Origin of the sequence: Roseovarius albus (genome assembly GCF_900172335.1) — a bacterium.
GTDB lineage: Bacteria > Pseudomonadota > Alphaproteobacteria > Rhodobacterales > Rhodobacteraceae > Roseovarius > Roseovarius albus.
Map to the genome: position 1 here is coordinate 43,416 of NZ_FWFX01000016.1, position 17,793 is coordinate 61,208.

General features: G+C 54.9%; 18 protein-coding genes. 8 read left to right on the forward strand and 10 right to left on the reverse strand.

What is annotated here, in order from left to right:
* Positions 1-135: 135 nt before the first annotated feature.
* The 6 genes from ROA7450_RS18555 (at position 136) to ROA7450_RS18580 (ending at position 5,739) form a co-directional block, all read left to right on the forward strand.
* Complete coding sequence (locus tag ROA7450_RS18555; protein WP_234999591.1) at positions 136-1,314, forward strand: M24 family metallopeptidase; 1,179 nt, start codon at positions 136-138, stop codon at positions 1,312-1,314.
* A 101-nt stretch (positions 1,315-1,415) separates the two neighbouring features.
* Positions 1,416-1,574, forward strand: a complete 159-nt coding sequence (locus tag ROA7450_RS18560; protein WP_234999592.1) for a hypothetical protein — start codon at positions 1,416-1,418, stop codon at positions 1,572-1,574.
* Positions 1,575-1,579: 5 nt separating this feature from the next.
* Positions 1,580-3,028 carry an Asp-tRNA(Asn)/Glu-tRNA(Gln) amidotransferase GatCAB subunit A gene (locus ROA7450_RS18565; protein WP_085807456.1) on the forward strand — a complete coding sequence of 483 codons (1,449 nt, stop codon included), beginning with the start codon at positions 1,580-1,582 and terminating at the stop codon, positions 3,026-3,028.
* On the forward strand, positions 3,021-4,106 hold the full coding sequence (locus ROA7450_RS18570; protein WP_159454102.1) for a threonine aldolase family protein: 1,086 nt from the start codon (positions 3,021-3,023) through the stop codon (positions 4,104-4,106). The genes ROA7450_RS18565 and ROA7450_RS18570 overlap by 8 nt, the downstream gene beginning before the upstream one ends.
* 42 nt (positions 4,107-4,148) lie before the next feature.
* Entirely contained in the window at positions 4,149-4,964 is an 816-nt protein-coding gene (locus ROA7450_RS18575; protein ID WP_085807458.1) for an aspartate dehydrogenase, read from the forward strand.
* 97 nt (positions 4,965-5,061) lie between these two features.
* Positions 5,062-5,739 carry a GntR family transcriptional regulator gene (locus ROA7450_RS18580; protein WP_085807459.1) on the forward strand — a complete coding sequence of 226 codons (678 nt, stop codon included), beginning with the start codon at positions 5,062-5,064 and terminating at the stop codon, positions 5,737-5,739.
* 376 nt (positions 5,740-6,115) lie between these two features.
* On the opposite strand, the gene ROA7450_RS18585 is transcribed toward ROA7450_RS18580, so the two are convergent.
* The 6 genes from ROA7450_RS18585 to ROA7450_RS18615 form a co-directional block, all read right to left on the reverse strand.
* Complete coding sequence (locus ROA7450_RS18585; protein ID WP_085807460.1) at positions 6,116-6,352, reverse strand: hypothetical protein; 237 nt, start codon at positions 6,350-6,352, stop codon at positions 6,116-6,118.
* On the reverse strand, positions 6,345-6,914 hold the full coding sequence (gene mobC, locus ROA7450_RS18590; RefSeq protein ID WP_085807461.1) for a plasmid mobilization relaxosome protein MobC: 570 nt from the start codon (positions 6,912-6,914) through the stop codon (positions 6,345-6,347). Before mobC ends, ROA7450_RS18585 begins: the two co-directional genes overlap by 8 nt.
* A 153-nt stretch (positions 6,915-7,067) precedes the next feature.
* Complete coding sequence (locus ROA7450_RS21340; protein ID WP_234999593.1) at positions 7,068-8,783, reverse strand: ParB/RepB/Spo0J family partition protein; 1,716 nt, start codon at positions 8,781-8,783, stop codon at positions 7,068-7,070.
* A 376-nt stretch (positions 8,784-9,159) separates the two neighbouring features.
* Entirely contained in the window at positions 9,160-9,519 is a 360-nt protein-coding gene (locus ROA7450_RS18605) for a type II toxin-antitoxin system RelE/ParE family toxin (RefSeq protein ID WP_085807463.1), read from the reverse strand.
* Positions 9,509-9,778 (reverse strand): ribbon-helix-helix domain-containing protein, encoded by a 270-nt coding sequence (locus ROA7450_RS18610; protein ID WP_085807464.1) that lies wholly within the window; start codon positions 9,776-9,778, stop codon positions 9,509-9,511. The genes ROA7450_RS18605 and ROA7450_RS18610 overlap by 11 nt, the downstream gene beginning before the upstream one ends.
* Before the next feature lie 123 nt (positions 9,779-9,901).
* Positions 9,902-10,255, reverse strand: a complete 354-nt coding sequence (locus ROA7450_RS18615) for a hypothetical protein (protein WP_143534528.1) — start codon at positions 10,253-10,255, stop codon at positions 9,902-9,904.
* A 147-nt stretch (positions 10,256-10,402) separates the two neighbouring features.
* Here ROA7450_RS18615 and ROA7450_RS18620 point away from each other — a divergent pair, with 147 nt between their 5' ends.
* Positions 10,403-10,582, forward strand: coding sequence for a hypothetical protein (locus tag ROA7450_RS18620; protein WP_085807466.1), 180 nt, complete (start codon positions 10,403-10,405; stop codon positions 10,580-10,582).
* A 111-nt stretch (positions 10,583-10,693) separates the two neighbouring features.
* On the opposite strand, the gene ROA7450_RS18625 is transcribed toward ROA7450_RS18620, so the two are convergent.
* From ROA7450_RS18625 to ROA7450_RS18635, 4 genes are all read right to left on the reverse strand, one after another.
* Positions 10,694-11,407, reverse strand: coding sequence for an enoyl-CoA hydratase/isomerase family protein (locus tag ROA7450_RS18625; RefSeq protein WP_085807467.1), 714 nt, complete (start codon positions 11,405-11,407; stop codon positions 10,694-10,696).
* Positions 11,408-11,769: 362 nt separating this feature from the next.
* The gene (locus ROA7450_RS21345; protein ID WP_234999594.1) at positions 11,770-11,940 is read right to left on the reverse strand and encodes a hypothetical protein; all 171 of its coding nucleotides are present in this window, start codon (positions 11,938-11,940) and stop codon (positions 11,770-11,772) included.
* A 322-nt stretch (positions 11,941-12,262) separates the two neighbouring features.
* Positions 12,263-12,835 (reverse strand): GNAT family N-acetyltransferase, encoded by a 573-nt coding sequence (locus tag ROA7450_RS18630; protein ID WP_159454103.1) that lies wholly within the window; start codon positions 12,833-12,835, stop codon positions 12,263-12,265.
* Between the two features lie 17 nt (positions 12,836-12,852).
* Complete coding sequence (locus ROA7450_RS18635; protein WP_085807469.1) at positions 12,853-13,791, reverse strand: homocysteine S-methyltransferase family protein; 939 nt, start codon at positions 13,789-13,791, stop codon at positions 12,853-12,855.
* Positions 13,792-13,941: 150 nt separating this feature from the next.
* Between ROA7450_RS18635 and ROA7450_RS18640 the strand changes: the two genes are divergently transcribed.
* Positions 13,942-17,481 (forward strand): ATP-binding protein, encoded by a 3,540-nt coding sequence (locus ROA7450_RS18640; protein WP_085807470.1) that lies wholly within the window; start codon positions 13,942-13,944, stop codon positions 17,479-17,481.
* The last annotated feature ends 312 nt before the right edge of the window (positions 17,482-17,793 follow it).

The following is a 17,793-nucleotide window of genomic DNA, read 5'->3' on the forward strand; positions in this document are numbered from 1 at the left end:
ATATTCTGGAATCGCAAGATGATTCACTAAATCGTCAAAAAAGGGGCGGAATTTACTTGAATAATCGGACTGTATCTTGCTATTGGTGCACCACTAGGAGTTATGTCTTCACCCCACAGAACAAAGGAGGCCACCGTGAACGTCGCCACAAAAGCATCCAATCCAACTGCTCCGTTTCCGATGTCGGAGTTATCATCTCGCGTTGAGCGCGCGCGCTTGGCGCTTTCACAAAACGACCTTGATGGAATTCTGATTTCTGTTCCGGAAAGCATCTACTGGCTGACAGGCATGGATCATTGGGGTTTTTTTGCTGCGCATGTCCTGATCCTGAACCGAAACGGCGAGATGGGTCTTGCCTGCCGCGCGATGGAACAGATAACTTTTGACAATCAGGTCACGAACGCGCGGTTCTACGGGCACAAGGATCACGAAGAGCTTTCGGATTACGTCCTGCAGGCCATGTCTGACCTAGGCCTGAAGGGCGGGCGCGTTGGCATCGAAAAGCGCAGCCTTTTTCTGACCCCGCGTCATGCAGAACTCATCCAGGCAGGGGACCCTGATGCGGACTGGTTCGACGCATCCGGAATTATCGACGACCTGCGGCAGGTCAAATCACCCCTGGAGATGGAATACACGCGCGCCGCGGCGCGTGCCGCCGATCTGGGCACTCTGGCTGCTATCGAAGCGGTCCGAGACGGCGCATCAGATTATGAGATCTCTGCAGCCTACCACAACAAGACGATCCTTGAAGGCAGCGAGTACCCTGGCTTTGGCCCGTTTTTCCGGCCAACAACCCGGCTGGGCGAAGAGCATACCACTTGGCGCGGCGACCACTTTCACAATGGGGATGCCGTGTTCATGGAAACCTGCGGCGCCTACCGCAAGTATCAGGCGCCGATGGGGCGTTTGGTCTACGTGGGATCCGCGCCCGAGGGTGCCGAGAAATCAGCCGAGTTGGCAATCGACGGAATGAAAGCGATCTGCGGCGCATTGAAACCAGGAGGCAAAGCGGGTGATGCATATGCGGCTTGGCGGGAGGTCGCTGCCTCTGCCGGCCTACATGATTACGAACGCCATCACTGCGGCTATATGGTGGGCATCGGGTTCCCGCCCAGCTGGACAGGCGGATCAATGGTGACGTCCCTTTTCCCCAATTCTCAGCGCACGCTCGAAGTGGGGATGGTGTTCCATGCCCATTCCTGGTTCACCAACACCGATGTCATTGACTACTTCATTTCAAACACGGTGCTGTTGACCGAGAATGGCGCTGAAATCCTGACCAATCAAACACCTGAAACCCTCATCATTCGATGACGGGCTCACATTTTTCCGGGGCGCGTACCCCCTGCGCCCCGGAACGGGTAATGCACATGCAAAAGCTGACGAAACAAACCTTGACTAACTTGTGCTCGCAAATGGCGTCTCACACGTGGACCGACGACGAACTGGACGAACTGGTGGACCCGAAACTGGGCATCATCACGGGGTTCCAAGACCTTCTGGATGAATTGGAAACCTTGCGGCAGATCGACCTAGGAACCATACCTCCGGCACAATCCGTGCAGAAGCGATAAGCCCGATGTCCGACGAGATTGCATTCAGCGACGTACGATCCCTGAAACGGCGGCTTGATGCGCGGGAAATCACACCCAGTGAGCTTGTGCACGTCTTCGCCGACCGAATTGCGCGGTTTAATGCGCTTTCCCACGCGTTTATCACTGTCACCGGTGCATCGGCAGCAGTGTCTGCGGCAAAGCTCACACCCGAGGACCTTACCCGGTCATCCTTTGCAGGTATTCCCTATGCCAGCAAGGATCTGTTCGACGTCGAAGGTGTGCTTACTTCAGCAGGGTCTCGCGTATTTCATGACCAGATCGCCACGGAAGATGCGTTCGCGATTATGCAGCTGCGTGCTGCCGGTGCCTTGAGCATGGGCAAGACCAACCTGCACGAATTCGCATATGGCGCAACCGGGGAAAACGATGTCTACGGCACCTGCGTTAACGCCTATGATCCCACGCGTCTTGCCGGGGGCTCATCCAGCGGATCGGCTGCAGCCGTCGCTTTCGGCCTGGTGCCCGCCGCCTTGGGGACGGATACGGGCGGATCGGTGCGCGCCCCGGCTGCCTTGAACGGTCTTGTCGGGCTGAAACCCACGATCGGCCGCGTACCCACCAGCGGTGTAGTGCCCTATTGCTGGACACTGGATCATGTCGGCTTGATGACACGAACCATTACTGACTGCGCCGATCTGTTGGGCATCGTTGCCGGTTACGACCCGCATGATCCGGCCTCCGTCAACCAGCCTGTCGATATCTACGCTGATCATCTGGGCGGTGGGGTCAGGGGACTGCGCGTGGGTATTCCTGAGAACTTCTATTTTGAGCGAACCGATCCGGAAATTCTGGGGGCAGTGGAGCGGGTCAAATCACATCTGTCAAAGCAAGGTGCAAAGCTGATCCCGGTTACCTTTCCGGACATGGAACACAGCCGCACCATTTCGCTGACGGTCCAGATGCCCGAAGCCCTGAGCGCGCATTCTGCCTATCTTCAAGAGCGGGGAGAGCTTTACGGGAAGGATTTCCGCGCAGGACTAGCGCTTGGACAGTGTCTGCTGGCAGAGCATTATGTACGCGCCAAACGATTTATCGAGCAGTATCGGCGACAGACAAACGCCTTGTTTGAAGACGTCGATGTGATCTTGACACCGGCCACACCGGAAATTGCGCAAAAGCTTGGGGCGGTTAATACCATTCGCGATGGCGTGGAGGAAGCTGTGGGTAACGCGATCACCCGCTTCACCACGTTCTTCAACATGACAGGACACCCAGCCCTGACAATGCCCTGCGGGATGCACTCAGAAGGCTTGCCCGTCGCTTTGCAACTCGTCGGCCGCTATTTCGAAGAGAGCACGATCCTCAGGGCAGGCCACTGCTTAGAGAGCAATGAAGACTTTGCCGTTCCGCTGCCAAGGATTGACGGGTACGTCGGCACAAATGTGCGAAATCAGGTTCATCATGATGGCTAATTATCAATTCAACTCGGACAACGGAGCACCAATCTGTCCAGCGGTCATGGATGCGTTGATCTCCTGCAACACTGGGGTCGAGACTGCCTATGGTGCTGACCACTACACTGAGCGGCTCAATGCCGTATATACAGACATTTTTGAACGTGAAGCCTTTGTATTCCCTGTCCCAACCGGGACTGCGGGCAATGGGTTGGCATTGGGGGCGCTCACACCGTCCTACGGGACGATCTTTTGCCACCGGCAGGCGCATCTTGTGACGACCGAATGTGGCGCACCGGAATTCTATAGCGGCGGCTGTCGACTGACCCTGCTTGGGGGGGAACACAACAAAGTCACTCCCGGGGCCTTGGAACAAAGCATATCGGCGCACGGTGTCGGGAATGTGCACCACATGGCGGCCAGCACTCTGAGTTTTGCCCAAGCCACTGAGGCAGGCGTGACGTATTCTCCGGAAGAGATTGCAGCGCTCACAAAAATTGCCCGCCAAGCAGGAATGAAAACTCATATGGATGGCGCACGTTTTGCCAATGCGCTTGTATATTTGGGCGTGTCACCCGCAGAGATGAGTTGGAAATGTGGCGTTGATATTCTGACGTTTGGCACGACCAAGAACGGCACGATGAATGCTGAAGCCGTGATCACCTTCGATACGAACATTGCCCGCACATTGCGCTTCATGCACAAGCGCGCGGGGCATCTGTTCTCGAAGATGCGCTATATGTCTGCACAGCTTCTTTCTTATGTAGAGAATGATCTGTGGCTGATCAATGCAAAGGCAGCCAATTCCAACACGTCAAGAATCGCAAAAGCATTAGGGCGCTGCGAAGGGGTCAGAATTGTCCATCCAGTTCACATTAACGAGCTGTTCGTAGCAATGCCTGATACGCTGCAGGCGGAATTGCAGGCCGTGGGCATCACGCTCAGGCCCTGGCAAGTCGATGCAAATACGCAAGGATATCGGATCGTAACGACCTTTTGCGATGACCCGGATCTGATTGGCCAGCTTGAACAGGTTTGCGAACTACACAAGAGAACAACTGGCAACGATCGACTGGACTCTTTAAGTCTTCGGTGAAACCCTTGATTGCGAGGCAAAAACCACCAAGTCGGGAAGCCTATGGGTAATATACAGAATATTGGCATTGCCGGAACCGGCGCAATCGGTGCCAAGGTGGCGCGAGCCTTGGACCAAGGTGACATACCGGGTTTTCATCTGGCAGGTGTCGCAGCAAGCAGCCAGGCGCGGTCGGATGAATTGAACGCGACCTTGTCCAAACCTGCGCCTTTCATGAGTTTCGGAGACCTGGCGCGAGAGTGCGATTGGATACTGGAGTGCCTACCCCCGGCACAATTCGTTGATTTGGCGCGTCCCGTCTTATCAGCCGGCAAGACACTGATCGTTTTGTCCTGCAGCCAGCTGTTAGAGCATCCAAACCTGATTTCATACGCGCAAGAGCAAGGCGCGCGGATCGTTGTCCCATCCGGAGCTATGCTGGGGCTTGATGCCCTCAAGGCGGCTGCGGTTGGTGAAATCCAATCGGTCGTGATCGAAACCCGCAAACCTGTCGCCGGTCTGATAAAGGCGCCTTACCTAGCGAAAGCGGGTATCGATCTCGCCGGGATCACCGAAGCGGTCAGGGTTATCGAAGGATCGGTCACCGAAGTGGCCCGCGAGTTTCCTGCCAACGTCAATGTTGCCGCCGCACTCAGCCTTGCGGGTATCGGGCCCGATCGGACGCGCATGGAAGTTTGGGCCGACTCAACGCTCGAGCGCAATACACACACTGTGCGCGTCACCTCGGACAGTTCGGATTTCACAGTCGCGATTCAGGGTCGCCCGTCCCTTGACAACCCGGCAACCGGTCTGATCACGCCGCTAAGCGTGATCGCATTGTTGCGAAATCAGTCGGCAACATTGCAGGTCGGGACCTAAAGATGTTGACGATCAGTTTGATCCGGGATGTTTGGTAAGGCAAGGCTGTGATCGCCACCACACTCGGCCGCAGCCTCGACAGGGAGTAAGTTTGTTGATGGATAATCTACATGATACCGAGAGCAGTTCGGAAGTCATTCGCTACAGCAAAGCAGAGATATATCAAATTCTGCGAAAACGCATCTGCCTGCTGAACTACACGCCGGGCTCTCGGCTGAATGAACGTGACCTGGCCCAAGAGTTCGGAATTAGCCGCACGCCCCTAAGATCCGTTCTGCAACGCCTTGAAAATGACGGCTTCATCATAAGCCAACATGGGCTCGGAACCATCGTGGCCCCCATCGATCTGCAGTCTATGCGAGACATCTACGTCGTTCGCATGCACCTCATGGATGCCGTTGCAGACTCGACACCGGTCGACATCGACGGCTCCAAGCTCGAAATGGTCGAACAACTGACCGATCGGTGCCGCCAGCTCAGAACTGCGCCAGACAAAGAAGAATTCGCACGTATCATCATCCGGCTGCACGAAATACTCCATGGTCTGGTCCGCAACCAAATCCTCAGAGAATTCAATGATACGCTCTTTTATCAGTCGGCCAGGTTCTGGTTTTTACTCTTGGATGACATCAACTTCGAAGCGCAGATCGACGAATTGCAGCACGAGATGGAATTGTTGTACCGCAGTCTGGAATTGGGCGACATCAAGCTGACCGCTTCGATTCACAAAGCACATTTGGGTTTGGTGTTGGCACATCTGAACAAAGCGAAATAGCGCATTCCGACTGCGTGGTTTGAAGTGGCGAAGCGGCGCGACAGTTCACTGCATCAGCAAGGAGTCGCGGCAACGTCCGTTAATTGTCTAGCCGGTTCTGGCAGCGGCGAAAGCATGGTTGCGAACCTGCTCAGATCGATGTCTTTGAATGACCAAAAACAGGATTTCCAGCGCTGTGCCAGCAAACGCCCAAGAGTGCAATGACTGCAATGTCCCGCGATGTGTCAGTTCAACCCCGTTCAGCTTTCGCGCCCGTAGCGAACGTCCTGTGTGGATGTATATGGACCCCGCTTAATTGCAATGGTCTGATTGGTTCTGGTTTGGCGCTTACGATTGCTGATGTATATCCGGCTTCTTTGAGCGGCCCGATATATCGTCACCGCGAGCCCCGATGGATTTCCGTGCTGATCGACGCGGATTGAGCATTTGACCGCCCGGCCCCACCCGACACAGAACCGCCCGCAGGATTCTTTTCCGCGCCATCACCCCCCTGCCCGTCATTCTCAGTCTTGCCTGTCGAGAAACTCCCCGCCGCTGGTGATCGGACTGAGCGTCCTTTCCCAGTATTGGACCAGCAATCCTCAAACCCCAGCTTGGCTTTAAAGTCACTCATCGTTCACGTCCTCGCCTATCTGGAAGGCAAACCGCCCTCCGGCGTATTTGGTCAGGTCTGCCCTCAGCACCTGAACATCGCGGCGCAACACCTGTAGCTCATCCTTCGTTGGCGCGTAGGTGTCACCGGTAAACACACCGCGGTTCATGACCGCGGCAATCTGGTTGAGGTTGGTCGCCATGCCGCGAAGCTGACGAAAGGCCGCCTGAATGATCTTGCGCTCACCCTTCACCGGTTGTGGCGCGGACCTGACGCGCGCAGTCAGAAGCCGTGCCGCCCAGGTTGAGACTGGCACGTGCTGAGTTTGCGCCTCTCGTTCCAGTGCCTGCCGAACCTCCTGACCAAGCCGGACGGTCACTTTGCCTTCCCGACGCGCTTTGGTTGGAACATCGGATTGAATGCCAACGGGAGACGTATCCTCGAGCACGAGCTCCACCAAACGCCCGAGATACTTCGAGACGGTCAACCCTTCCGCTTCTGCCGCGGCCCTGAGCTGCGCATGACGCTCCGGTGAAAGCAGGGTTCCAGCGAGTTTTGATTTGGGTAATTTGATTGATTTCATTTAATGTTGCTGGCGCTTCGCCTATCCTGCATTAGTCACTTCCTTCATCGTTTTTGTGCTCCGGGAGCACATTTCCCAGACACGGCCGTTTTGCCGTCTGCTTGGCAGGGTGTGGTTTCCGGAAATGGATCGCAGTCGGGCACTGAGATCGCCTCACGCATCGATGACTTCGAGCAGCTCGATCTCGGAGAGAGCAATCTCCTCGATACGGTTTCCATCGGCAAAGCTGACCATGAGGGCCGTGTTTGATGTTGCCTTGCGGTCGGTCAGAATTCTGCCGATGTCGGCGCGATACCGGCAAAGAATGGCGACGGGACCGGTTAGTGAAAAGATCGCCTCTGGCTCTGGGTCAGGGGCGATCTCGCTCAAAAACCGCGACGGTTTGGCCGCTCTTGAGACGGGCTGATCCCGTTGATCGGACTCGTCAGTTGAATGCGCGCCCTGCCCCGCGTCGATCTCGACTCGCAAGCCAGCGACAGTAACACGCGAGATGTTCTCTGTCGGCGTGGCCGCCAGAAACGCGCGCACGGCGCGCTCATCCTTTTTCCACAGCGAGCTGAGATCGGACAATGCGAGAATAGGCACGCTCAAACGTGCCAGCGCCTGCAATTCATCCGGCATTTTTGCAATGCCTGCGTATCTGGAAACCGCGGATTCACTCCAGCCCAAGGCTTTGGCGATCTCTGGACGTTTCTTGCCATCCTCGCGCATCTGATCGACTGCCTGGGCAATCCCCATCGTCGTCAGGTCGGCGCGCTGAACGTTTTCTGTCAGCTGTATTGCGCGCAGTTCCGCAGTTGCCTCGCGCACAATGGCGGGAATGGGTGTCAGCCCTGCCAGCTGTGCAGCTCGCCAACGGCGCTCTCCCATGATGATGAGATGCTTGTCGTCGGCGTTCTTCGGTTGCACTGTGATCGGCTGCAGCACACCTTGCGCCGCGATGCTCTCACTCAGCGAATGCAATTTGCCTTCATCTAACATGCGGCGCGGCTGGTCAGGATCGGCTTCGATACTGGCAAGGTCGATCTGGTATGCGCCGTCCTCATCCAACTGCTTGCCTCCCGAAAACTTATCCAGTTTTCCAGAGGCCGCTAATTTTTCCAGCGTGTCTGTCAGGCTGCGCGCCATCGCATGTCTCTCCTGTAACTTTTTCATAAAACCACTCAAAGAACGCGCCGAACTCTGCCGCCGCTTCTCTGCCGCTGCGTGTCTTGATGTCGGATAGGGCAAGCCCGGCATCCTGGGCCTGCACATAAGCGTTCGGTTGCGGATCGCATGCGGCACAATCAAGCGCTCGAAGGACTCCGCAAGTGCGACAAGCGCATCCCGTTCACCCTGTTTCACCGCATCGAACCGCGACGGCAGCAATCCCAGAAGCGCGAGATTTGGGTTGTGTTCTTGTGCCGCGATAAAGGCCTCCAGCACGCCCTCGATGCCATCGAGCGAAAACCGTTTCAGCTCAATCGGCACCAACAGATAATCCGATGCAAGCAACGCCCCGTAGACCACCTCGGAAAAACTGGGCGGTGCGTCGATCACGCAAAAGTCGGCCCCGGTGCTTTTGGACAGGCCGTTTCGGACATTGAGCAGAACGTCATCAGAATTCTGTGCCTGCAGATTCTTGTGGCCCGAGACAATACCAATGTCACCGGCATTCAATTCACCCACTACGGGATTTCCCTTGGTCACCAAATCAAGGGCGCTACCCAGGTCTGTGACGTCTTCGAACGATCCGGTGAAATTGCGCTGGCTGTCGAGATCGACGCCAATCACCGAATGGCCCTTATTTGCCAACGCATAGACAATCTGGCTGGCAATTGTCGTCTTGCCAACCCCGCCCTTGTTATTGGCGATGATGATGTTCTTCATTGCCCATTCTTCCAGCCAAACCGGCGAAGGTCGCTCTTATTCAGCAATTACATGACTTCCCTGTTTTGAATGATCAATTCGGACGAGTGGGCCACCTCAGATACATCCAAGGGTTGCTATTGAAGTGGTGTATTCTCCGCCGCGCTGCAACTGGAAACTGCCTCGATTCAATGCATTGATCGAAATTCGCCGACAGTTTGGATTAACTTGTCAGCAGCCGTAGCTCGTTGCGCGGCGCGGTCAGGACCTGGCTGCCCCAGCGGGAGCGCCAGTCCCTGCGGATCGGGGTTCTGTCTCGACCTGCAGAGACACCAAAGACAGGCTTCGGCATTCGGTGGCGGGTGTAGAATGGACTGAGCGCAGGGGGCTTCGCGACTTAAGCCGGGTCCATTGACGACAACAAACGCAACAGCATGCTTCGTTGATGATCCTGCCCACCGAAGAAGATGGCCAGGACCCGAACAAGATGCTCTGTGTCATCCACATCGAAATAGAAAATGGCGCGGCCCTTGGTGACACTGCGCAACCCGTCATAGAAATCCGGGTGCAGCGTGCCCTGATGCGGCACCTCGCCCAAACGATCCATTGCATCTTCGATTTCAAGAATGCGCGTTGAGGCGCGCTCGAACGCGGTTGCCGCATCCTCGCCAAATCCAAGTGCTGCCTCGTAGAGAAAATCGAAAATGGCTTCCAGATCGCAATCCGATACCTCGGACCGCTCGACCCTATAGGCCATGCTGGGCCTTTTTGCGCGCCAGCATGGTGCGTGTTCTGGCACGACCCTCATCCATATCGACAAAGTGCGCGTTCCGCCGCTCCTGAATGAGCGCGCGCAGCGCTTCGGTTTCGAGGTTTTTCGCTTCGGTCTGTTCGCGCAGCAACTCGAGCCCTTGCTGCAGTACCGCGCTCAGGCTCGGATACCGGCCCTGCCCAACCAAATCTCGGGCAAAAGCGTCCTGAGTTTCCGTCAGAGAAATGGATGCTTTAACACTCATGGCAGGTCTCCTGTTACCAGTAGCAATATATGCTACTCAGTAGTATTTTGCAAGCTGACTATCCAAATTCACAGGCAACTCTATTGCACAACTTCGATATACGATGCCATCAATTGCCAGTCGTCAATCCCGCGATTTCGCGAGCACACCATCCTCGCGGATCGCGGCGATTGTGGTGGGCGTCTGGCGCGACAACTCGACCCCGTCGCCGGAGATCATCGCCTCCACGAATTCGGTTTTCTTGAGCACGGCCCCGTCCGATTCAACGTAAGTCATGCCCCCGTCGCGCTCATGTGCAACGGACCTATCGGAGTTGATCCGCACCCAGGTACCACCCACCTGCACTGAGATCAGACCGTCCTCGACCACAATGCCCTGCCAGCTGATGCCGGGATCGCGTCGCAGCACAATTTTGTCGGAGCGAAATTTGATCTGTACGTCACGCGGCGCAGCTGGTTCAGACGAGCACGCGGTCACGCGCCAGGGGCGCGTGATTTGCAAAGATCAGAGATTGAGAACTTGAACTTCAATTGCATCGTGCCAACATGCTCTTACTTACCCTATTACTACCGACCTAAATCCAGTAGGATTTCCCCACGTCGCGTTGGACAAAGGATAAGGCAGATGCTGACAGAAGAAGATCGCGCCGCTCATCTCAATGGACTGAAGGGAAAGATGAAGGAGCTGGAGGTGTTGTTCGAGGAAACGGAAAGCCGCTTGGGGGAGTTGACGGTTGAAGAAAAGCGCCATCTGAAGGGGCTCGCAAGTGCCATCGAGTACCAGGCGAGTAAGTTAAAGTTATAGCCTAGAAAGGCTGTAGACGACATGCGCGCAATTCCACAGCCTGGATACCAGCGGCTGCCGCGAGACGAATTCAATACATTAGCAGTGGAGCAGGCGTTGTCGTATTTGAAGTTACTCAGGGATCAACCGGTCAATCACCGAGTGCTGGAATTCCTGGAGAAATGACTGATCCGTGGGCACCGGGCTGGCGGCGCGCAAACTAGCTTTGATACTGCGGATAAGCTCGGGGTCCCGTTCGGTCACAATACCGGCAATCTCGGTTCCACGGTCGTGTGCGAGGCCCGGTGCAACATCGTCGACAAGTCCGATGGCCCGCGCCTCCTGCCCATTAAGAAGCGGCGACTCAAGAAGAAAACGCAAAGCACCGCTATATCCAAGACGCAGCGGAAGCCGTTTGGTTGCGCCGCCGCCCGGCATGGCATCATATTCAAGATGCCCATCAGTGATCTTTGCACCGGTGCCCGCAACGATTAAGTCGCAGGCCAGTGCCAGCTCCAATCCTCCGAGGCGACAATCACCGTCCACGCAGGCGATGGTCACCTGTGGAAGCATCGCAATCCGGTCTTGCAACTTCCCCATACGGTGCACTGTAGCTGTGAACATGGCGCGATCGGCAAAGCAGATCTCAAGCAAACCGGCATCCAGGCCCGTGGAAAAAACGGTTTCATCGCCTCGGATCAGCAGGCAGCTCAGGTTTGCCGCCCGATCTTCCAGAGTGCTGAGTGCTGCATCCATCTCGGCCATTGTGGCCTCATCCAATCCATTGGACTGCTTCGGGCGATCAAGCGTCCATGTCATGAGGTGATCTTTACGTTCTACACGCATGATGTCTGGTCTCCTCCCAAAGCCCCTCTACGGCCCACTTGGAAGAAAAACACTGGTGCCTGTCAAGGCTTCCCCGCACGCGCGGTTGTAACCACCCGCGTCAGCTCTGTCGCAAAGTTTTGGGATTGGCCGGGAGGGGATAATGTTAGGCGCAGGACTGACGGGAGGAGAATTCGTGGACCGGCGATTACACTTTGTTCGTGCCTTAAATAAATACCATTTACAGCACTGCCGGTCCGAATAGGCGTATGCACTAATTCCAGAAGATCGGCAAGAACCCGCCGATAACAGAGTGCTACATTCCAGGGACAATTTGTAGTATTTCACATAGACTGAACCACTAAAGCTGCCAAAACGCAGATTTATTTCGAACAATTGTCACCGATAATTGTGACTGAGGTTTGAGAATGCCAATGCTTAACATCGCCTCCCATCGCAAATTGATAAACTTCGCGACAGAATCCACCTGACATCATCGCTTCGCCAAACTCAGTTTTCTGAAACACAGTTCCGTCTGATTCAACGTAAGTCATGTCACCATCGCGCTCATGTGCAACGGACCCATCGGACTTGATCCGGGCCCATGCGTGTCAGGATCATCATTTCATCAAGCGGATCTGACGACCAATGCTCGGTTTCAAGGCGTTCCATTCTGCGGCGATAACGCTAGGCGCGTCAAAGACTGCTCGGGAAATCAAGTGTAAGATTCCTGTAGATATGTACGAGTATCGGGGAAGAGCCCATCGTTATACCGGAAAAGGCTGAGGGTAAGGCCTTGAGTGATTTGTGCTGGGCACACGCAAGCAAACGATTGAACAGCGGGCAGCAATCTCCGCTGTTCAATAGTCACTAAAACTAACCCTTGGGAAAAATCCGCGCCATCGCATGAGCGTCTTTGTAAATAGCGCCGGATCGAACGTAGTCCTTTAGTACACCTTCGTGCCGGAAACCGTTCGCTTCATAAAGCTTGATAGCCAACGTGTTATCAGACCACACAATCAATCCAAGGCGCCTCAAACCCCAGTGATCTCTGCAAAGTTCAACAATTGCTTCCAGCAAGGCGGTACAAACGCCTTGCGATTGCATGTCTTCACGCGTGGCAATCATGTTTAGTATCGCGGCATGCCTGCCTCTAGGGTTGGCGAAGTCCGTAAGCACTTCTGCGAAACCCACCACCTCACCATCAGTTTCCGCGACCAGTTGCACGCGGTCGGCGTGCTCTTTCAATCTGTCTTCGGTTGTCGAAAGCGGCGCATGTGGAACGCGCATCGATCCTTCGATGACATGAGCGCTAGTCAAAATGACGTGGACGGCAGTGATGTCGCGCACCTCGGCCCGTCTGATGGAAATTTGCACCATCGCTTTCGCTTCCGATCGGCGCGACCTCTCAATATCGAGAGGCCGCATGTTTGTAGATTTATCAAACATATCTTGATTCTCCGAATTCATTCAGCGCCAAGCGCCCGAGCGGCGTGTTCGATATGCCTATGGTCCGTTCCGCAACATCCACCAAACACGACAAGATGCGGCAGCATTTGACGCAGCTCGGCATAATCTCGACCGGTTTCAACCGGATCGCCATCGTCGAGTTCTGTGGCTTCGTCAAGTTCGGCGTGGCTCTGTCTGGAGGCATTTGCGCGAATGCCGCTCAACCGCCGCAACCAGTCGCCGCCGTTGGCAAGCGTATCGCGAAAATGGTCAGGGTGGGCGCAGTTTAACATATAGTAGGCCGGGCCGTTCCTGGTTTTGGCGTCGACTTCGTCAATTGCCTCTCCCAGCGGCTGGCCGGTTGGAAGGCGACCATCCGTTTCTACGGTGAATGAAATTGTGACTGGCAAACCCTCTGAATTAGCTGCGCGCGTAATTCCGATGGCTTCGGGCGTATTGGTGATTGTAATGGCGCTGACCATTTCCGCATGGGTGCTGGCAAATGTTCTTACTTGTTGTGCATGATATGCTTCAGCCTCGCTAGGCGTCGTCAACTCGCCCGGGTCATATCCGTCACCACGTGGCCCTACACAGCCGGAAATTACCGCTTTGAGTTCCGGAAACTCCTCTCGCACCTCTTCTATCAGTTTGATCGCCGCGCGGTTCGCATCGGCCATGGCCTCAACCGAATATCCCTGTCTATCACCCCAATCCTGACTGGCGCGCCAGGTGGCGCTTTCAAATATAAAACCCCTTTCATGCCGTTGTGCGATCGATGCGTGTTTTCGATAATAGGATTTCAGCGCGTCCCGACCTTCAACGGTATTCAGCAGCGGAAAGGCCGCAAAATCCGGGAGTTCGAAACCGAACTCGAATATGAGCGTTGTTTCAATTCCTCCGTCGGACATAAATATTTCGCCCGATAGCTGGGGCAATGTAATTTTTTCGTGTCGCATTGGTTTTCTCCTGTGTTCGCCTGACTAAACGCGGCAGGTGGAGAGCTTTTGACATCCTCACCGTCACAAGATCGTCAAATCCAACCGCATTCGGCATCGCCCAAACGTTAAATCAACGCTAAAATCAGCTGAAAGCGAGAATTTTGTGCGATGATCGAGACAGAGATTCTGGATATCCGCGTACTGGGCGGGCTGGAAATACGCTGCGGCGAACGCAGATTGGCGTTTCCCACGCGGCACTCTGCGCTGCTATTGGCGGTGCTGGCGCTATCGCCCGGTGGGTGCATCAGCCGCGAGGCCTGCGCGGCCCTGTTTTGGGGCGAACGCGGCGAAGATCAAGCCCGCGCCTCTTTGCGCCAAGCGATCTATCATACCCAAAAAGTTCTCGAAGCGGCGGGCGCTGCGCCGCTTGAGGCAAATAGGCAGATGATTGGGTTGGAGCCTGGGTGTTGGCGATCGGACGTTAGAGAACTACTAGATTCGCTGGAGAAGGAGCCCGCCGTGGCAGCAACGCTTTATGGTGGCGAGTTGCTAGTGGGTGTTGGCCGGGTGGATGCCGCATTTGAAGATTGGGTGCGAATGGAAAGCCAGGCAATATCATTGAGATTAACCAGTGTGCTCACGCCAGCTTTGGACGTTGCGCTTGAAGCTGAAAGATTTGAAGAATTGCATGGCATTTCCGCCGCGTTGCTTGGTTTGGACCCTTTGAATGAGAAAGCGCTCAGAAATAAAATGTCGGCTTTATCAGGTCTTAAGCGGCGCCCGGCGGCGTTAAAGGCGTACCAAAACTTCGAGGCGACTTTGCGCCAAGAGCTTGAGATCGCGCCTGAAGCAGAAACGATCGAACTCTACGAGTCTCTGCAGGCTGGTTCTCAAATGGTCCCCGCGCTTTCTAAAGAAGCACTGCCCGACGCCGGAGAAGACCGATCTGAGTTCCGCGAACGGCGCGCGGTTTCGTTGGTTTTGTTGCGACCGGCAAACCCAATCAACGATCCTGAAGGTATCGCGCTGTGGCTCGAAACGGCAAGTGAAAAGCTCAAGGGGAGCCTTCAGGAACGTGATGCCGTAATCATGTCGCCTGTCGGCGGATCGCTAGCCTGTGTTTTTGGAGCCCGCCAAAGCGTAGAGCGACATTCAGAAAACGCGGCTTTAGCCGCCCTTCAATTGAACGCAGAGTTTGATGAACAAGCTCGACTGGCGGTTGTGACCGGCGATATTATTCAGGATGTATCAATACCATTTAACGCGGGAAATACCTCCGCAATCGGTCATCTTGTGGATGAAGCCACCGCGTTGGTGGAAGCGGTTCCTGTCGGCTGCCCAATGGCGTCGACAGGAATTGCAGCGCGGTTGGGATGGCCCATCGAAGCAGGAAATGCTGGCATTCGGCTGAAAGAGCGGGATTTGGAGACGCAGACGCGGCAAGCGCTCTCGTTCGTCGCGAGGAAGACCGAGATGACTGCGTTATTTGAGGCGTTGGAAGCGTCCCACATGGGAGGTGGCCGCATCGTTGGGATTATGGGCGAGGCTGGAATAGGAAAGTCCAGCCTGGTTGAAGCTTTCATCGCCGAAACCCCAAACCGCAACGTGCTTCTTGAAGCCAAGGCACGCGAATCCGAGCAATCCTATTCCGCCGTCACAAGGTTGTTTCGCAGATGGATTGCCCCGCAAGGGAATGAGAATTGGGAAAACGCCGTTTCTCGCGTCGTATCTTCAGGACTGGTCGAGAAGCAAGACATACCCGCGCTCCGCGAATTGTTGTGCTTGCCAATCGACGATCCCTCCTGGAGCGATGCACCATCAGGTTTGAGACGCCGCCAGATACATCGGTTGGCGATATCAACATTGGCTGAAATTGCGCGGGAGTCGACCGTCATACTAGTGGTGGAAGACCTCCATTGGATGGACCCAGAATCTCTAGCTTTGCTGGATCGTCTGGTAGATGAATTAACTGCGCTCTCACTATTTGTGATCGCCACATACCGGCCTGAATTTCAACCGAACTGGATTGGGCGCAGCTTTTTTCGCCTCCTTCGCATGGGTCCGCTTTCGATAGAAGAAGCACAAGCTCTTTTGAGCCAGGTCGCAAGCGATAATAGCCTGGGCGACGACACCCGTGAAGCTATCATCGAGCGGTGCGGTGGCGTTCCGTATTTTCTGGTTGAAACTGCACGCGCGATGAAGCGCGGCGAGGCGCTTCCCGCCTCAATCCGCGATGTTCTCTCCGCCCATGTACAAACCCTACGCCCACGCGAGCGAATGGTCTTGCAGTGCGCTGCCATTCTTGGCTCCGAGATCGACGCAAGCTATGTCGGAGCACTCACCACCTTGAGTGAAGAAGATATAGACAGCGCCATTTCGGAATTACGGAAAGAAGAGCTTCTTCTTCGACGCGCCGGAAGCAACGCTTACAGATTTAGGCACGCCTTGCTGCATGACACGGTTTATGCATCGATACCATTAGCGGAGCGGATGCGACTGCATTCGGCGGCGATGGACCAGTACCTAGCGGAAAATCCCAGCGTCAGATTGGATTTGGTTCCGGCAATCTCACATCACGCCCTACATGCAGAGCGCTGGAAAGAGGCGGTCGATTGGTGCGTCAAAGCCGGTGATCGCTACGCCGATCTCTCCTCCTATGATCTAGCCAGCAGAGCCTATTGCGCAGCGACACAGGCTTTGGAAAGGCTTCCTGCAAATGAATCGACAATTGAACGTCGTGTCGAAGTTTCCCTCAAACAGCGGCCAGTGATGGTTCCGCTTGGACATTATGAAGAGGCATTGGCAGAGCTGAACCGCGCGGAAGAAGTGGCGAATGACATTCAAAACCCTGTCCTGTCCGCATCAATTGAAATTGGAAAAAGTTATCTTTTCAGCACGCACGGACGATTGAATGAAGCCGTGACCTACGCCCAGAAAGCCGCCGCGTCAGCGACCCAGGGTCATCAAACATCAGTGGAAGCGTTACTCGCCCTTGGTCAGGCGCAATCACTCATGGGAGATTGGAAGTCAACAATTGCCACGCTCGAACCCACGCTGCCGTTTTGGGAAACCCACCCAACCGAACGGTTCGGCCACACAGGGACGCGGGCTATCTGGTGTCATGGCCATTTGGCACATGCGTATGCTTTACACGCAGATTTAAAACAGGCGCAGGACCATGCCGAACAGGCTTTCTCTATCGCCACGGGCACGGGCCGCCCCTTGGATTTGATCTTCGCGCTGCACCGACTTGGCGAAGTTTATTTGGCTAAGGGTGAAACTGACGAATCCCTATCAGTCCTTGAGGATGCTATTGCGCGTGCCAAAGAGATCGATGCGCCCATTTTTCAGGTCTGGTTCGCTTGCGACATCGTTCCGGTCTACATCTCCCTTGGCCGTCTAACGGATGCTAGGACATATCTAAGCCATCAAAACACAATGGCCAATCGGCTGAAATTAAATCAGTTTCTGGCCTGGATTACTCTGCGCCGCGCGGAGCTGGCTCTATTGGACAACAACACAGAACAGGCCTGCGAACTGACGGATCAGGCATTGATAAAATCGCGCGAAATCCCCGACCTTGCGCTTGAGCCAGCGGCAATGATTTTCAAAGCTCAATGCCTGAACGAAAGTGATAGCTTACGCGACAAAGCACAAACGCTAGCCAAGAAACGCGGATTGTTTTCGTTGTTACACAAGAGTTTCTGATAGGTGTCTCAGGTCAGCAATCATGCGGATGTTTGAATGTTTGTTTGCGGGCATTTATTACGCAAACACCAAGCCTCATTTTGTCACAGCAGTTTGTGGTTCTCTCGTCATTGACAAGTAATTGCCCGACCTTAGTCAGCATGCAAGAAATTACATGGCGTGCTATCTGATCTTGCGAATATAAAGTTGCCGATGTGGTGGATAGGAGAAATCATCATGACTATCGCAAAGACGCTTTACCAATCTCGGAAGCAGTAGAAATCTGAAGGTCAGAACCACCCACGTGATCGGCCCAAAGCCGTCATCTGAAAC

Coding starts and splice junctions, on each gene's coding strand:
- ROA7450_RS18560 (WP_234999592.1), top strand. CDS start 1,416: ATGGCGTCTCACACGTGGACCGACGACGAACTGGACGAACTGGTGGAC.
- ROA7450_RS18565 (WP_085807456.1), top strand. CDS start 1,580: ATGTCCGACGAGATTGCATTCAGCGACGTACGATCCCTGAAACGGCGG.
- ROA7450_RS18570 (WP_159454102.1), top strand. CDS start 3,021: ATGGCTAATTATCAATTCAACTCGGACAACGGAGCACCAATCTGTCCA.
- ROA7450_RS18575 (WP_085807458.1), top strand. CDS start 4,149: ATGGGTAATATACAGAATATTGGCATTGCCGGAACCGGCGCAATCGGT.
- ROA7450_RS18580 (WP_085807459.1), top strand. CDS start 5,062: ATGGATAATCTACATGATACCGAGAGCAGTTCGGAAGTCATTCGCTAC.
- ROA7450_RS18585 (WP_085807460.1), bottom strand. CDS start 6,352: ATGAGTGACTTTAAAGCCAAGCTGGGGTTTGAGGATTGCTGGTCCAAT.
- mobC (WP_085807461.1), bottom strand. CDS start 6,914: ATGAAATCAATCAAATTACCCAAATCAAAACTCGCTGGAACCCTGCTT.
- ROA7450_RS21340 (WP_234999593.1), bottom strand. CDS start 8,783: ATGAAGAACATCATCATCGCCAATAACAAGGGCGGGGTTGGCAAGACG.
- ROA7450_RS18605 (WP_085807463.1), bottom strand. CDS start 9,519: ATGGCCTATAGGGTCGAGCGGTCCGAGGTATCGGATTGCGATCTGGAA.
- ROA7450_RS18610 (WP_085807464.1), bottom strand. CDS start 9,778: ATGAGTGTTAAAGCATCCATTTCTCTGACGGAAACTCAGGACGCTTTT.
- ROA7450_RS18620 (WP_085807466.1), top strand. CDS start 10,403: ATGCTGACAGAAGAAGATCGCGCCGCTCATCTCAATGGACTGAAGGGA.
- ROA7450_RS18625 (WP_085807467.1), bottom strand. CDS start 11,407: ATGCGTGTAGAACGTAAAGATCACCTCATGACATGGACGCTTGATCGC.
- ROA7450_RS21345 (WP_234999594.1), bottom strand. CDS start 11,940: ATGACTTACGTTGAATCAGACGGAACTGTGTTTCAGAAAACTGAGTTT.
- ROA7450_RS18630 (WP_159454103.1), bottom strand. CDS start 12,835: ATGTTTGATAAATCTACAAACATGCGGCCTCTCGATATTGAGAGGTCG.
- ROA7450_RS18635 (WP_085807469.1), bottom strand. CDS start 13,791: ATGCGACACGAAAAAATTACATTGCCCCAGCTATCGGGCGAAATATTT.
- ROA7450_RS18640 (WP_085807470.1), top strand. CDS start 13,942: ATGATCGAGACAGAGATTCTGGATATCCGCGTACTGGGCGGGCTGGAA.